This window comes from Allorhodopirellula heiligendammensis, from assembly GCF_007860105.1.
GTDB lineage: Bacteria > Planctomycetota > Planctomycetia > Pirellulales > Pirellulaceae > Rhodopirellula > Rhodopirellula heiligendammensis.
Genome location: NZ_SJPU01000003.1, coordinates 1 through 15,127, shown reverse-complemented (window position 1 = coordinate 15,127; position 15,127 = coordinate 1). Strand labels below are relative to the sequence as shown.

Below are 15,127 nucleotides of genomic sequence, written 5' to 3'. Positions count from 1 at the left end.
ATTGTCCTGAGCGTGAAAGTCGCCTGCGGACGAGATCATTCCACCATCGGGCCTGGGCCAACAAACCAGAGTTCTGTCTAACACAGCAACGAAAGAAATTAACTTGATTGCAACAGCTACCCGCGACGCCATCTTGAGCGTGCTCATACTCGCCACGTCGGTGTCGGCCGACAGTCCGCCCACAGCGGCTGCCACCGCCGATGGTTATCGTGGACTGTGGTATTTCAACCAACGCATCGGCGGTGAATTTGTTTACAAGTACAGCGGTGGGCTCGGCACTTACTGCGCGAAACACAAACCGATGGCGGTTTATCGACCGCAAGTCAACAAAACCTTCTTCTGCTACGGCGGCGTCGATGCCGACTACATCGAGAGGTTCAGCGCCGAGTTGGACAAGGGGAATCTTGACGGTGAATCGCCCGATGGAGCCATCTATCACATGGTTTCTTACTTCGACCACACTACCGGAGAAGTCGTCCGTCCTACGATTCTGTGTGATAAGCATACCCTCGATGCCCATGATAACCCCGTCATGACCATCGATACCGAAGGCTACCTGTGGATCTACTCGACAGCTCACGGCCGGTCGCGTCCCGCCTTTGTTCATAAGAGCAAAGAACCCTATGACGTTCGGCATTTTGAACGGGTGACTCCGGTCGACATGGCCAGCGACAGGGCGACACCCATCACCAACTTTTCATACATGCAGGCCTGGCACAGCGATCGCCAAGGTTTCTGCTTCTTTTACACCAAGTACGACAGCTTTGCCAAACGCAAGACCCTGTTCGCCCACAGCATCGACGGACTCAAATGGAATACACAGCATGTTGCCGACATCGAAGCTGGGCATTACCAAATCAGTGCCGTCGATGACACCAAAGCAGCAACCGCATTCAACTACCACCCCCACGAGTTTGCTGGACACGCCGGTCAGAAAGGTTTGAACTGGCGAACGAACCTGTACTATGTCGAAACGTTGGACCAAGGAAACACGTGGCAGGCCGCCGATGGCACCGCGGTGACGCTCCCGCTGACCGACCGCGACAATGCGGGCCTGGTTCACGACTACGAGCAAGAAGAATTGCTTGTGTACATGAAGGACATTGCCTTGGACGGCGATGGCAACCCGCACATCCTATTCATCACCTCCAAAGGTTATGCGTCTGGACCGGCAAATGGGCCGCGCACCTGGCGGTTGGCCCGCTGGACGGGGGATCAATGGCAGATTCACGACGTCACCACCTCAGACAACAATTACGACATGGGGTCATTGTACCTGCACGACGATCAATCGCTGACTGTGATTGCACCAACCGAGCCGGGACCGCAGCCATTCAATCCCGGCGGCGAAATCGCGATGTGGAAGAGCCGCGATGGCGGCGTCTCGTGGCAATCAACTCAGTTGACCGGCGGTAGCCCTTACAACCACACGTACGTGCGACGGCCTGTCGATGCTGCTCCCGAGTTCTACGGTTTCTGGGCCGACGGGCACGGCCGTAAGCCCTCGCCGTCCCAGTTGTATTTCTGCGATTCCGCAGGCAACGTCTTCCGGTTGCCAAAGCACATGCACAGCGACAGCCAAGCTCCCGAACAAGTGAAATTCGAGCAGAACTAGGGAGTGTCCCGATCCGGACATTCCCGTGTTCGTCAACGTCGCGTCGCGTTACGGGCCAGCGAACTCGGAGGAACTCCGTAAACCCGTTTGAACGCCCGTGAGAATTGAAACGTGTCGGCGTATTGCAGCCGCTCAGCCACGGCACGTACCTTGAGACCGCGTTCCAATAAGAGCTCTGCGGCGTAATTCATCCGCAGTCGTAGCAGGAAGCGGTACGCGCCCGACCCAGCGAATCGCTTAAACAGTCGCGATAAATAAATGGGCGAAATCCCGCTCTGCGCTGCGACCTCTTCGATTGTCTTGAGCTCAAGAAACCGCTCTTCAATAAGTTGGCGAACCATTTCAAAGGTATGGAATGCCTCGGTGAAATCACCACCTCCCGAAACAACCATTCGCTGCCCGATCTTCTGCAGCAACACCCGCGCGAGCGACTCACAGATCGCTGCGGATGCGGTGCCAACCTCCCGGGCTTCGCGATCGATCAAATTCCATAGTTCGACCAGCTCGTACGGCCGGCTGATCGTCACTGGGCGACACTCCAGCAGTCCTAATTCCTGCAGCTTCACCGCCACTTCCGAGCCGGCCAGATCAACGTAGTATTTGCGCATATTGCCGGGGCCCACGTTGCGTATCTGGTGCGCGATGCCGGGGCCGTAGGTGAACAGCGTTCCCATCGCCAGTTCGTACTCTTTGGCACCCATCGTCAGCCGACCGTTTCCCTCGCTAACCCACTCGATGGCGAAATAAGGAAAATCCGTCCGCTCAACGACATAATCATCCTCCATCCGCTCGACGCCACCACAAACGACCGTGAGCGGCTTCTCCTTCGACGGATCCAAATCGAGATAAAATCGCCTCGCATCGTAGGTTTGTTGGGAAACAAAATCGGGATCGCTAGCCATCAAAGCCAGGTTAATAATGGGTATGGTAGGGTCAAAATCGGCTATCGAAGTTTATCTCACTGGTGACATAATCATAACCACAAGAGAACTTGACGTGGGTTGCCGTGACACTAATCATGTCTCACGCCAAGTCAAGCAGCCGTTACCGACATCCGGCCACTGCGCAATTACGCGCATCCCACCAGTCTTCCGACACACCGAGCTATTTTCGAGCGGAGGGCTTCCCCTGGGGCCGGTTGGCACCGGCAATCCACTGGGTTCGATCGGCCGGTGGATACCATCCTACCTGCATCTTGATCCACAACTGAACGTTAGCCTGGCCACCGAATAGATCAATTCGTCGTGAGTCACACGCCACTTTACTTTCTCGAATAGGAAACATTGATGAGCGCCCAGCCACTACCAACCCGCCCGCTTGGCAACACCGGACTCGACTTGCCCATCCTCAGTTTTGGTGCATCATCGCTCGGGGCCGAGTTCCGTAACGTCCAAATGGACGAAGTGTTTGCGAGCGTTCGCGTTGCACTTGAATGTGGCATGAATCTGATCGACACGTCACCTTATTACGGGCGGGGCATGTCCGAAGTGCTGCTTGGGGTGGCGTTGCAGAACGTTCCACGCGAGGAGTATCAGCTGTGCACCAAACTCGGCCGATTCGACGTCAATCATTTTGACTATTCCGCCAAACGTGTGGCCGAAAGCATCGATGTCAGTCTGCACCGATTGCGAACCGATCACCTCGACATCGTGCTCTGCCACGATATCGAGTTTGTGTCGCTGGGCCAGATTGTTGAAGAGACCCTGCCTGCCCTCCGGAAAGCAAAACAGGCGGGTAAGGTCCGCTGCATCGGCATCAGCGGCTACCCCATGAAGATGTTCACCGAGATGTCTGAACAGACGGAGCTCGACTGCATCATGTCGTACAACCAGTACACGCTGCAGAACACACGTTTGGTCGATGACGTCCTGCCCAAGCTCAAACCCAAAGGCGTGGGCATCATGAACGCGGGCCCTTTTGCCGCACGGTTGCTGACCAATGCGACCCTACCGAGCTGGCACAAAGACTCTGCCGAGGTTCAGCAAACCGCTCGAAAAGCCGCTGAATTGTGCGAAAGCCGCGGAGTTGATATCGCGAAATTGGCGTTGCAGTTTTCCTGCAGTCATCCCGACCTCGCCACCACGGTGGCCGGAAGTGCCAATCCAGACAACATTCGCAAATGGGCTCAATGGATCAATGAGCCCATCGACCAGGAACTGCTCGCTGATGTCCTCGCAGTCTTCCAACCTGTCCACAATATCAGTCACGCCGAAGGTCTCCCGGAGAACAACTAGTCATGAAAGCTCTACAAATCAGCGACGTTAAAACCTGGAAGCGAATCGACATTGCCGAACCCGGGCAACCGGGAGCGGGCGAAGTGCTCGTCCGTGTCCATCGCATGGGTGTCTGCGGCACCGACGTGGGATGCTACCTCGGTCGATTTCCGTTTTTCGCATTCCCTCGCATTCCCGGCCATGAACTGGGAGTGGAAGTGATCGCGGTCGGTGAAGGTGTCGAGAATCTTGCCGTAGGCGATCGGTGTTGCGTCGAACCCTACATCAACTGCCGCAAGTGCGATTCCTGTCTGCGGGGACATACGAATTGCTGCGAACATAATCAAACCTTTGGCGTCATGTGTGACGGTGGGCTGACCGACCAGGTAATCCTTCCCGCCCAAAAGCTACACCGCGTGGGCTCGTTGAGCTATGAACAAGCGGCGCTCGTCGAGACGCTTGCTATCGGTTGCCATGCGGTCAATCGCGGTGCCCCGCAACCTGGCCAGAACGTGCTGATCTTGGGCGCTGGCCCGATCGGCCTGTCCGCTCTGGAGTTTGCTCGGCTTGCCGACGCAAATGTGATTGTGGCTGACATCAATCAGCAGCGTTTGGACTTCGTCACCAATTCGATGGGAGTTGCCAAAACGGTTCTCCTGACAGGCGATGAATCGGACGTTGATTCGATTCGCAGGCTCGGGGATGGACGTTTGGCCGATGTGATCGTCGACGCCACCGGTAACAATCACAGTATGGTTCGTGCCTTTGAGTTCGCTGCCTATGCCGGTCGCGTCGTCTACGTCGGCATCACCCAGAACAACCTCGAGTTTCCACACGCAGCAGTCTTCCATCGACGCGAGCTAACGCTCCTGGCCAGCCGCAACGCGTTACCGGAGGACTTTGTACGCATCATTCGTTTAATCCAAGACGACAAGATCAATACTGATCCGTGGATTACCCATCACGCATCCTTCGACGACGTCCCCGAAGTCTTCGATCGCTGGATCGCCCCTGATTCAGGAGTCATCAAAGCGATGATTCAGGTTACTGAGTAAATACTCTCGGTTACCGAGTCACCGTGATGAGGAATATCGGTGGCAATGCTCCTATCGCGGCCGAGGGAGGAAGCCAAGGCCGCAGTGAGTTTTCAATCTGCCCTTCTGTCTAAACCTATTTTGATGCGCCGAACTAACCTATTTGCAACCCTCGTGTGCCTGCTCAGTATGGGCACAGCTCTCCTAACCGCATCAGCGGATGATGCCACCGCACCTCATCCACAGGTTGCCCCAGCCCTGGAGAAGATCGATGCGGTGATTGGCGAAGGTCCGTTTCACGCCAATTGGGAATCATTGGGCAAGTACGAGATTCCACAATGGTATCAGGACGCGAAATTCGGCATCTTCATTCACTGGGGTGTCTACAGTGTTCCTGCCTATGGGAGCGAATGGTATCCGCGTCAAATGTATATCGACACCGAGCGGAGGGGTGACAACTTTTTTGCTCACCACATCGAAACGTACGGTCCCCAGTCGAAGTTCGGCTACAAGGACTTCATCCCGATGTTCAAGGCGGAAAAATTCAACGCGGACCAATGGGCTGATTTATTCGCGCGAGCGGGCGCGAAGTATGTCGTTCCCGTCGCAGAGCATCACGACGGATTTCCAATGTACGACTGCAGCTTTACCGAATGGGACGCGACCGAGATGGGGCCTCATCGCGACATCATCGCAGAGCTGAGCAAGTCAATTCGGCAACGGGGTATGAAACTGGGCCTGAGCAGTCACCGTGCCTTTAATTGGAAATACTACGTCCGTCGCCCTGAATTTGATAATGCGGCCCCCCAGTTTGCTCGGCTTTACGGGCGACCGATGCCGTTTCTGTTTGAACCGGACGCAGACAACTATCAAGCCCGTTTTGAGCCGCAAGACAAACAGTTCAAGGACGACTGGCTAGCTCGTACCTGCGAGCTCGTCGATAAATACAACCCCGACTTGGTCTGGTTCGATTTCGGAATTACCGCAGGCCAAGAAACCACCTACGACACCAACCACTTCTCGCCATACCTCCAGCGGTTTGCGGCTTACTATTACGACGTCAGCCAGAAACGATCCGGCTCCCCTGGCGTCATCAACTACAAATGGCAAGCCTTTCCCGAAGACGCCGCCGTCTTGGACCTGGAGCGTTCAAAGATGGATGCTATTCGCGAACCGTTCTGGCAGACCGACACCGCCATCAGCAGTAGCTCGTGGGGATATACCCAGAACCAGAAATACAAGTCCGCCGGACGATTGGTCGATGACCTCGTCGACATCGTTTCCAAAAACGGATGCCTGCTCTTAAACGTCGGACCTCGTGCCGATGGGACAATTCCTACGGAAGATCAAAAGATCCTGCTGAGCATCGGAGATTGGCTGCGGATCAATGGCGAAGCCATTTATCACACCACTCACTGGAAGGTATACGGAGAGGGGCCAACCCAAACCGCCACTGGGCACCTATCCGAAAAGAAGAATCTGCCATTTACCGCAAAAGATATTCGCTTCACAAGCAAAGACGATACTCTGTACGCCATCCTTCTCGATTGGCCAGAATCCCGTGAAGTGACCATCAAGACACTTGCCGACGGTGCTGAATTCGCTCTGACCGACATTGATTCAATTGAGCTACTCGGTAGCCCTGATGAAGTTCAGTGGAAGGCGGATCGCGAAGGGCTACACGTGACGTTGCCCGATGCGAAGCCATGCGAATTCGCCTACGTTCTGAAAATTCGTTGAACTGGAACTGTCAGCCTAAAAGCGAGGCGTCGGCGCGGTCGCGCACCTGTTCTTCATGCCCCAGGCAAACTCACATGGTATAGAATCGGGATCCCTCTGGCTTTCACTGGAACAAGCATGCCCATTTCACGCCGTCAGTTTGGTACCGCGATCGGAGCGAGCCTCGCTCTTGCCAACGACAACTTGCTCGCAAACGAACCTCCTGAATCCTCGCTTCGAGTCATTGCGTACAATATTTACAAACTGAAGGGGTGGCCTGAGCAACGGTTGCGTGCCAAACAAGCTGTCGCCGAAGGCCAGATGGCAAAGCGACTGGCGATGGAACTGGACCTCTATGCGCCTGACATTATTAACTTCTCTGAATCGCCCAGTGAAAATCTGACCCGAGAAGTTGCCGAGATACTGGGCATGAATCACGTTCGATTTCCCAGCGGCGGCAATTGGCCAGGCACTCTGCTGAGCAGGTTTGAAATCATCGAATCGCAAAACGTACCCGTTAGCGGCACGAGACCGACCGAGCTATTCACCCGGCACTGGGGGCGAGCTACGGTCCAATTACCGAGCAATGAGAAATTGATCGTTCATTCAGCACATCTCTTCCCTACCGCCGATCCTACTGTGCGGCTGAAAGAGATCCAAGTGATGATCGCAGCAATGAAACCGGATCTGGATGCTGGTCGGTCGATGCTGCTAATCGGGGATCTCAACCACGCCCCCGACACAGAGGAACACAAACTTTGGATTGATGCTGGATGGGTGGATACGTTCGCCAAAATCGGACAGGGAGAGGGTCTGACGATTAAGTCTGATATTCCCAAATGGCGAATTGATTATGTCATGGCCGCCGGGCCCATCGCAGACCGTGTTGCCGAATCGCGGCCGTTGTTTGAAGGAGGCTTTCGACTGAACATGGACGACGAGCAGTCGTTTGCGCTGAGTGACCACCTGCCCCAACTCGCCGTCTTTGAATCAACGCAGTGAACTACGCAGTCACACTGGGAGGGTAGCAAGATTCCCATTCGTGACACGAAGGCTCTGTAACAAGATCCGTACCGCAGTCAGAAAACCGATATTCCGTGAGCTAAATGGCCACTCAGAATCCGCCTCATATTGTCCCGGCGGTCCTCTGCGAAAACGAGCGACGGTCAATTCAACAGGCTGACCACAGGAGAATCTTGGGCATCATCAAATAATAGGTCATTTAACTTGGCTGGCATACACGCGGGCGACGTCCGCCATGTAATGCGTCAATTTGGCTGATGACGCTTTTTGAAGGTGTTCGCGAGCGATAAGTGATTTTCCTTCCGCATCGGCAATCAGCCCGATGTACAGGTCTCCGTAGAACTGAGCCGATGCGTACGCAGGTGTGCGGCGAGTCTTCTCAACCGCTTCGTCGATCGCCCCAAAATCGCCTCCCGGAAGACGCTGCAAAACCGCCCCCATGGGGACTCGGGAATCGCCGGGAGCCGGCAAGAGAATTCTGCGAGCCTTTTCGATGCCATCCGCTTTGGCAACGCACAAAAAGTGCCACGCGGCGTTCTCAACGTCGTGCGGATTAACGACCCGATGTTTTTCAAATAGTGCGCGAGCATCATCGTACCGACCAACAAAAAACAACGCGATCCCGTACTGCCATAGGTAAGGCTCGGACTCTGGACTTCGTTTGATCGCTCGCTCAAAGTTCTCCACCGCTTCCGTACATCGACCACCCCGCAACAACGCGTCCCCCAAACCTACCAATGAACTCGGCGAAGGCTCAGACTGTCCGGCAACTGCAGCACCAGCTCTCTGAATTGCAACTGCGTGACGCGTTTGGTGGGCCTCGGTTTCACCGGCCCGAACTGGCTGCACCAGGACTCCACTGAGCAGGAAGCTCACATAGAATGGCGCCGTGACGATTGGCCGTTGGAGAGTGCCCATACTTCGCTGGTCCTGATCCGGTTGTTGACATGATGCGACTGTGCGAGGACGCGCGGACTCGAGTCTCGACACGTCGCAACGCCCATGCCTTCGATGTCCCCGCACTCATGCGACACAGCGTGCTACATGATACGAAACAGCAAGTCATCGAGCGTGCTTCACATCCTACTTCATACAGCGGAACAGGTGGGCCCCGTGACGCCCCATCCTCTGACAGAGACGATCGGCACGAATCCGAGGGCCGTTCGACGCGTCATGGCAGAACTCCGACAGCGAGCCTACGTACAGTTTGAGAAACGACTTGGCGGCGGTTGGACGCTTGCGTGCGGTGGGATTGCGTCGTAGTTTGGTGCACACGACCCCCTGGTATTCCCAAGCGGACGCAAAACGCAAAAACTGCGAGTGCGCATTAATAATGCCAAGGGCCAACGGGCTTCCGAATCGCACGTGAATCAAGCGTGGCGTGATTCAGAGACTAGAATAAATTTTTCGGGCGGGCGAGAATCCGATCGAAAACCCAATGCTTCATTGACACAACATTTCGAGATTTAGGATGTCAGCAGCGACACGAATCTTTCATCTGCCGCCCGTCCATGTGATCGCTTGTGGGTTGCTGCTCTCAACCGTCGTCTCGCTGAGTCCGCGACTGCTGCAGGCGCAAAACAGCTTCGATGATGATATAAAGCAGGCTATCGAGCATGCCGAAGCGCTCCTTCTCAATCGCGAATACGAGCAGCTGAATGCATTGATCGCCGACGCTCGGGCGAAGAAAACTCGCGTGGCGAGGGGTGGAAGTCTGTTGACAGCCTACTACGAAATCTTGGGATCACCCTATTCAGGCGCTGGACGCACACGTGCGGCGGTGAACGATCGCAGACAGCTGTTGGTGGCCTGGAGCGAGAAATCTCCTTCGGTGGCCTCCCAGATTGCGCTGGCAGACAGCCTGTGGACACTTGCGAAAAAATATCGGGGTGGCGGCCTGGCTGGCACCATTACGACGGAGGGCGAGCTGGGAATGACCGCAGCATTGCATGAGGCCGAGCTGGTCCTGGAACGGGCTGAACAAATCGCGGATCTGGAAAACATTGAGGATCCCTGCATTGCTTTGTACCAAATGCGCGTCGGCCATTACCTGGGACATGACCGAGAGACCATGCAGGAATATCTCAAAAAGGCATTTGAAATTGATCCCTGGTTTGTGACCACGACCTCTGCCATGAGCTTCTATTTGCTCCCACGATGGTATGGTGAGGAGGGCGATTTGTTGCAGTTTGCGAAAGACTGGAGCGATGCAACCCATGCGGAAATTGGGGATGCCGTCTACGCGATCGTCGCCATGAGTGCGTTCGATGCGAAAGAAGAAACGGAGTTCTCGGAAACGGGCTTCGATTGGCAACGAGTGAAAAGTGGCCTGTTGAGATGGCTCGACGAAGTCCCTGATTCTCCCTACCGATTGGGCCAAATTGCGTATTACGCTCACATTGCCCACGACCGCCCCGTGGCCAGAGACATGATTGAACGGCTCGAAGGACGCTGGGACACCAGTATCTGGAGACAAGAGATCGATTTCCAACGCACCGTTCGATGGGCGTTTGACAGCGAAGACCCGGGTGAATCCCTCCATGTCGTCGAACTTGGGCCTTACGATGTCCATCGTGTGAGTGTGATCAATGATGGCGATAGTTTTGTCGTCAGTAAAACGTCTGCTTGGCCACGTTCCCTTTCCACATACAATATTGCGACTGGCCAGAAGGATGCCGAGCATCCACTCTGGCCGCACACGCTCGATGTTGTTTCAAATCACACGGTCAATGGACAGACAGCCATGAGCGTCTCCGCGGGCGGCCAACGCATGGTCATCCTGAGTGATCTACGGACCGAGGATTTCGTGAGCGAAAATGCCTTTTCTGTGGTCGGGCAGATCGATGGTTATGCCTTCTGCATTGTCACCGCACTCAGTGGAGACGCCATTGCGTTGGGCGACACCCAAGGCAATGTCAAGTTCTGGCGGATCAGCGATACACCGCTGCCTTACCAATGGAAGGAAGCGTTACAAGCGAGTAGCAATGCACTGGCACTGTCGCCCGACGGATCCCGGTTGCTCACCGGCGCGTACCAAACTTTCAAGGTCTGGGACACCGAGACGCGAGAACTGCTACATACTTTTGAATCCCTTTCGCCACGAGTCTACAGCGCAGCATGGTCACCTGACGGCCAAACATTTGCCGGTGCAGGCGCTGGTGGAGAAATCATTTTATGGAATGCGGATGACTTCAGTGAACGTGGCCGCATCAATACCGACGCTGAGTTCATCACATCGATCGCCTTTTCACCTGATAGTCAATATCTCGTCGCCGGCACGTTCTCTGGCCAAGAGCCCGTCCCGCCAGGGAAGGTGATTGTGTGCAAAACGGACGATCAATCCGTGCTGAAAGTTCTCGCCGGCCACCGGCTCAATGTTCAAGGAGTGACCTTCACTCCTGACGGCACTCGTATACTCTCGGCTAGTGCCGATGGCAGCGTCCGCATCTGGAAGATGCCCGCCGAGTGACGATCAGGCCCCCATCCATGCGAACTCCCATCCTCGCGTTTCACTTCACTGCAACGATGAATACTTTTAAGTCCATTGGCACTCTCGATCAAACCCTCATGCAGCGTTGCTTCGTGTTGGCGACTTGGTCATTGGTCACCACAGCTATGGTGCTCTTCGCTGACGATGACCTGACGCCAAAGCTGAGATTGCAATACCGCTCGGACGACCAATCGCTGCTCTATGTGGTTGGGGATGGAGCATCCGATGCGGTCGCGGCGCAGCAAATCTGCGACTCGATGAATCTTCGTTTCAACTCGATTCCATCCCTCGAGACGTTACCCCTGGATTGCTCAAACCACCACGCAATCATCATTGGCAGTAACGGTGTGGACTTCCTCGGATGGCATCAGGATGAGGCGCGAAAAGAACAGGTCTTTTCATCCTTGCGAGAGTTCGTCGCCAACGGTGGACACCTGATCGTCTTCGGATCCTACAACGGCCGAAACACAGAGCAGTTCCAAGAATTCGGCATTCACACCACGCACTTTCACAACGATCATTTCGAGCGAATCTCGGGACGATCGGAGGTATTGTTCGCAGGCTCTGAATCACTGGTGCCATCACCCCCTTACGTGCATTCATTTGGAAACGTGACGGTGGACGAAGATCGAACAGCCGTGGTCATGCTCAAACGTGCCACAGCGAGCGACCCTGACGACCGCCGTGCCGAGCACAATCCCGAGGACCCCGTGTTCGTCACCATCGCATACCAGCGCGGTCGCGTTTCCTACTCCCCTGTCGAACCTCATGCAGGAGGCCCGTGGCTAGTTCCCGTTGTCGTGAAATGGATCCTGAAAGGTGCTCCGACCAACCAGAGCCAACTCGATGAAACAGTGGTCGTCCCGCCTTCTCTGGTGCGTGAGCGTAACTTTCCACCCACGCCCGCATTCGAACTCAGTGCGTTAAGACAATCGCACAAAGAGCTCTTGGCTGAATTGCAACGACAATCTGACGACGCCGAAACTGCAGACCAAAAGATTCAGTTGGCAGATGTAGTCTTGGAACAGTCCAAGAATGAAGCAGAGGCCATCAAGCGATACGTGCAACTGCGGCAAGCTTGTCAGTATCTAGCGATGGGTGGTGCATTCAAACGTGCGGCTACATTACTCGCTGAGATCTCGAATCAATATCAGTTCGATGTCCATCACGCCCAGTTGCGACTTCTCAAGGCAGCTCAAGAGTCAACCGTTGACATCCCCGGCGATGAACTGATCACGGCCTCACTCCGATGGGCCGACAATGCGTCAGACATTCACCAGTACGAACATGCCACCGACTACGTCGCAGCGGCTCAGTCAATCGCCGCTACTGACCAACGGACTGACCTAGAGGAACAGCTATCGAGGCGTCTGGCAGGTTTGAAGCCGCTGACAACCGCTCAGCAGAAAGTGTCCAGTGAACTCGGCCAAGCGGTGGATACCCTCAATGCTGATGCCAAAACACGCCTGGGCAAGTTTTTTGCACTCAGCTGTCGCGATTGGCAGCGAGGGTTACCCTTGCTCTCCGAAGGGTCCGATATGTCGCTGAAGGCCTGTGCGCAAATCGATCTAGCAACCCCAGAGAGCTCCGCTGCCCATATCGAGATCGCTCGACAATGGCAAGATGCGGGCACAACTCTGACAACTTTGGAACGACAAGGCACCCACGACCGATCGCGACAATGGTACCTCGCTGCGTTACCGTCCCTGTCCGGATCTGAGCACGAGCAGATCGTTGCTGACATTTCAAAACTCGACCTGCCGCATGTCGATTTGCATTTTAAACTGCATCTCGATGGGGCCGGGCGATTGGAGGTCAGCTCAGAAGGCGCTCGGTGGATCGACCACTTTGGCAACCCCGTGCCGACCATCGAACTGAATCAGTACCTATGGCAGCCCGAGAAAACTCCCGTCTTTCAGAACCGAGGCGTTACCAGCTTCCTACCCTCAGACACGACGCTGAACTATCCCAAGCTGCGTAGAATACGAGGTCGAGGAATGGTCGTCCTCGAACGCAATACTGCGGGTATCGCCATCGTCAATCTGAATGACGTTCCCGTCGGAAGCGACGACTACGAATTTGTCATTGAGGCCGCTTACTGATAGCGCATTTCTCTATGGATTGAGAACTACCTTGATACACTTGTCGCTGCGTTGCTCAAATGTTTTATAGAGCTCAGGTGCCTGATCGAGCGAGCCTCGATGTGTGATCACGAATGAGGGATCGATGGCACCTTCCACGATCTTTTGCAACAGCGGCTTTAAATATCGCTGAACATGGGTTTGTCCCATCTTGAATGTCAGTGCCTTGTTCATCGCCGGCCCCATTGGCACTCCGTTGAGTGTGCTGGTGTATACTCCGGGGATCGAGATCGTACCCCCCTTGCGGCAGCACTTGATCGCTTCTGCCAAAACGTACGGATGATTTGCCGGGACGTGAACGGCCTCCTTCGCGTCGTCGATTACTTCGCGAACGCCTCCCGCTGCGTGGGCCTCGGCACCCACCGCATCGATACACCGGTCGGGCCCACGGCCTTGGGTCATTTCCATCAGTCGCTCGTAAACGTTCTCCTGTTCGAAATGAATCGTCTCGGCTTTTCCATGCGTGCGTGCCATCTCCAATCGCTCCGGCTCTCGGTCAATGGCGACCACACGTCCAGCCCCTAACATCCACGCACTCTGAATGGCGAACTGAGCCACCGGTCCGCAACCCCACACCGCCACGGTATCCCCCTGCTCGATGCCACAGTTTTCAGCGGCCATGTATCCCGTGGGAAAGATGTCAGAAAGAAACAGCACTTGGTCATCAGGAATCCCATCGGGAATCTTGATCGGTCCGACGTCCGCGTAAGGGACACGTAAATACTCGGCTTGGCCTCCCGCAAATCCACCGAGCATGTGTGAGAAGCCAAATAAACCAGCCGGCGAGTGGCCCATCACCTTCGCTGCCATGTCAGCGTTTGGATTCGATTCGTCGCATAGTGAATACTCCAACCGTTCGCAAAAGAAGCAATGTCCGCAGGAAAGCGTGAACGGGACGACCACTCGGTCTCCCTTACTCAGCTTGGTGACCGCGTTCCCAACCTCCATGACGACCCCCATGGGTTCGTGACCCACCACGTCGCCGGCTTCCATCGACGGCATGTACCCGTTGTACAGATGCAGATCGCTACCGCAAATCGCCGTGGAGGTGACTTTGATAATGACGTCGCCAGCGTCCAAAATCTTCGGATCATCCACATTGTCGACCCGCATGTCTTGTCGCCCATGCCAACAAATCGCTTTCATCGTGCTGTTCCTCTGCGTGAAAATTGGAGTTCGATATTTGTTGACAATGCATTTCACGTGCCATCGAGCCAAGAGTATTTCCGCTCGTTGAACCCTCGAGTGTGGAACAAGACAGATAGCTCATTTAGCCATTCGGCGCTAGCCCCGCTTGTCCCACATACTGAACGCTTCGCGTTTCCAACAACAACCGGGGCTAGCGCCCAACGGCTAATATAGTGAGATGGACAACTCGGAACCTCTGGCGTTTTTCATCACCCGGACCGTCGATGGAACCGTCCTACAAAGAGAATCCCACGAACCCTGCCAGATCGTCGAGTTCCTCAACCGCAACGATCACATCCAAAATTAGCCGATGGGCGCTAGCCCCGGTTGCCCCACCAACCAAACGCGTCGCCTCCCCAACAACAACCGGGGCTAGCGCCCATCGGCGAATATCGTGAGATGGACAACTCGGAACCTCTGGCGTTCTTCATTACCTGGACCGTCGATGGAACCGTCCTGCAAAGAGAATCCCACGAACCCTGCCAGATCGTCGAGTTCCTCAACCGCAACGACCGCATCCAAAATTAGCCGATGGGCGCTAGCCCCGGTTGCCCCACCAACCAAACGCGTCGCCTCCCCAACAACAACCGGGGCTAGCGCCCAACGGCTAATATAGTGAGATGGACAACTCGGAACCTCTGGCGTTCTTCATTACCTGGACCGTCGATGGAACCGTCCTGCAAAGAGAATCCCACGAACCCAGC

General features: G+C 55.2%; 12 protein-coding genes. 9 read left to right on the top strand and 3 right to left on the bottom strand.

Annotated features, from left to right (window positions below):
• Nucleotides 1–103: 103 nt before the first annotated feature.
• Nucleotides 104–1,615, top strand: a complete 1,512-nt coding sequence (locus Poly21_RS20095; RefSeq protein ID WP_302119835.1) for a BNR-4 repeat-containing protein — start codon at nucleotides 104–106, stop codon at nucleotides 1,613–1,615.
• A 32-nt stretch (nucleotides 1,616–1,647) separates the two neighbouring features.
• Here Poly21_RS20095 and Poly21_RS20090 read toward each other — a convergent pair whose 3' ends face one another.
• Complete coding sequence (locus Poly21_RS20090) at nucleotides 1,648–2,517, bottom strand: AraC family transcriptional regulator (protein WP_146408875.1); 870 nt, start codon at nucleotides 2,515–2,517, stop codon at nucleotides 1,648–1,650.
• 384 nt (nucleotides 2,518–2,901) lie between these two features.
• Between Poly21_RS20090 and Poly21_RS20085 the strand changes: the two genes are divergently transcribed.
• From Poly21_RS20085 to Poly21_RS20070, 4 genes are all read left to right on the top strand, one after another.
• Nucleotides 2,902–3,849, top strand: a complete 948-nt coding sequence (locus tag Poly21_RS20085) for an aldo/keto reductase (protein WP_146408874.1) — start codon at nucleotides 2,902–2,904, stop codon at nucleotides 3,847–3,849.
• Between the two features lie 2 nt (nucleotides 3,850–3,851).
• Nucleotides 3,852–4,883 (top strand): zinc-binding alcohol dehydrogenase family protein, encoded by a 1,032-nt coding sequence (locus tag Poly21_RS20080; protein WP_146408873.1) that lies wholly within the window; start codon nucleotides 3,852–3,854, stop codon nucleotides 4,881–4,883.
• Nucleotides 4,884–5,006: 123 nt separating this feature from the next.
• Nucleotides 5,007–6,602 carry an alpha-L-fucosidase gene (locus tag Poly21_RS20075; RefSeq protein ID WP_146408872.1) on the top strand — a complete coding sequence of 532 codons (1,596 nt, stop codon included), beginning with the start codon at nucleotides 5,007–5,009 and terminating at the stop codon, nucleotides 6,600–6,602.
• Nucleotides 6,603–6,719: 117 nt separating this feature from the next.
• On the top strand, nucleotides 6,720–7,583 hold the full coding sequence (locus tag Poly21_RS20070) for an endonuclease/exonuclease/phosphatase family protein (protein WP_146408871.1): 864 nt from the start codon (nucleotides 6,720–6,722) through the stop codon (nucleotides 7,581–7,583).
• Between the two features lie 216 nt (nucleotides 7,584–7,799).
• Here Poly21_RS20070 and Poly21_RS20065 read toward each other — a convergent pair whose 3' ends face one another.
• A complete protein-coding gene (locus Poly21_RS20065) occupies nucleotides 7,800–8,522 on the bottom strand; it encodes a tetratricopeptide repeat protein (RefSeq protein WP_146408870.1) in 723 nt (240 codons plus the stop codon).
• Between the two features lie 84 nt (nucleotides 8,523–8,606).
• Between Poly21_RS20065 and Poly21_RS28340 the strand changes: the two genes are divergently transcribed.
• From Poly21_RS28340 to Poly21_RS20050, 3 genes are all read left to right on the top strand, one after another.
• Nucleotides 8,607–8,867 (top strand): Rrf2 family transcriptional regulator, encoded by a 261-nt coding sequence (locus Poly21_RS28340; RefSeq protein WP_146408869.1) that lies wholly within the window; start codon nucleotides 8,607–8,609, stop codon nucleotides 8,865–8,867.
• A gap of 208 nt (nucleotides 8,868–9,075) precedes the next feature.
• A complete protein-coding gene (locus Poly21_RS20055) occupies nucleotides 9,076–11,073 on the top strand; it encodes a WD40 repeat domain-containing protein (protein ID WP_146408868.1) in 1,998 nt (665 codons plus the stop codon).
• 56 nt (nucleotides 11,074–11,129) lie between these two features.
• Nucleotides 11,130–13,196, top strand: coding sequence for a hypothetical protein (locus Poly21_RS20050; RefSeq protein WP_146408867.1), 2,067 nt, complete (start codon nucleotides 11,130–11,132; stop codon nucleotides 13,194–13,196).
• A 12-nt stretch (nucleotides 13,197–13,208) separates the two neighbouring features.
• Here Poly21_RS20050 and Poly21_RS20045 read toward each other — a convergent pair whose 3' ends face one another.
• Nucleotides 13,209–14,381, bottom strand: a complete 1,173-nt coding sequence (locus Poly21_RS20045) for a zinc-dependent alcohol dehydrogenase (protein WP_146408866.1) — start codon at nucleotides 14,379–14,381, stop codon at nucleotides 13,209–13,211.
• A gap of 441 nt (nucleotides 14,382–14,822) precedes the next feature.
• On the opposite strand from Poly21_RS20045, the gene Poly21_RS27765 reads away from it, so the two are divergent.
• Nucleotides 14,823–14,951, top strand: coding sequence for a hypothetical protein (locus Poly21_RS27765; protein ID WP_302119829.1), 129 nt, complete (start codon nucleotides 14,823–14,825; stop codon nucleotides 14,949–14,951).
• Nucleotides 14,952–15,127 lie beyond the last annotated feature (176 nt).

Excerpts from the sequence above, each read along its gene's own strand:
- Poly21_RS20050 (WP_146408867.1), top strand. The coding sequence starts at position 11,130 with ATGAATACTTTTAAGTCCATTGGCACTCTCGATCAAACCCTCATGCAG.
- Poly21_RS20090 (WP_146408875.1), bottom strand. The coding sequence starts at position 2,517 with ATGGCTAGCGATCCCGATTTTGTTTCCCAACAAACCTACGATGCGAGG.
- Poly21_RS28340 (WP_146408869.1), top strand. The coding sequence starts at position 8,607 with ATGCCTTCGATGTCCCCGCACTCATGCGACACAGCGTGCTACATGATA.
- Poly21_RS20055 (WP_146408868.1), top strand. The coding sequence starts at position 9,076 with ATGTCAGCAGCGACACGAATCTTTCATCTGCCGCCCGTCCATGTGATC.
- Poly21_RS20065 (WP_146408870.1), bottom strand. The coding sequence starts at position 8,522 with ATGGGCACTCTCCAACGGCCAATCGTCACGGCGCCATTCTATGTGAGC.
- Poly21_RS20075 (WP_146408872.1), top strand. The coding sequence starts at position 5,007 with ATGCGCCGAACTAACCTATTTGCAACCCTCGTGTGCCTGCTCAGTATG.
- Poly21_RS20080 (WP_146408873.1), top strand. The coding sequence starts at position 3,852 with ATGAAAGCTCTACAAATCAGCGACGTTAAAACCTGGAAGCGAATCGAC.
- Poly21_RS27765 (WP_302119829.1), top strand. The coding sequence starts at position 14,823 with ATGGACAACTCGGAACCTCTGGCGTTCTTCATTACCTGGACCGTCGAT.
- Poly21_RS20045 (WP_146408866.1), bottom strand. The coding sequence starts at position 14,381 with ATGAAAGCGATTTGTTGGCATGGGCGACAAGACATGCGGGTCGACAAT.
- Poly21_RS20085 (WP_146408874.1), top strand. The coding sequence starts at position 2,902 with ATGAGCGCCCAGCCACTACCAACCCGCCCGCTTGGCAACACCGGACTC.
- Poly21_RS20070 (WP_146408871.1), top strand. The coding sequence starts at position 6,720 with ATGCCCATTTCACGCCGTCAGTTTGGTACCGCGATCGGAGCGAGCCTC.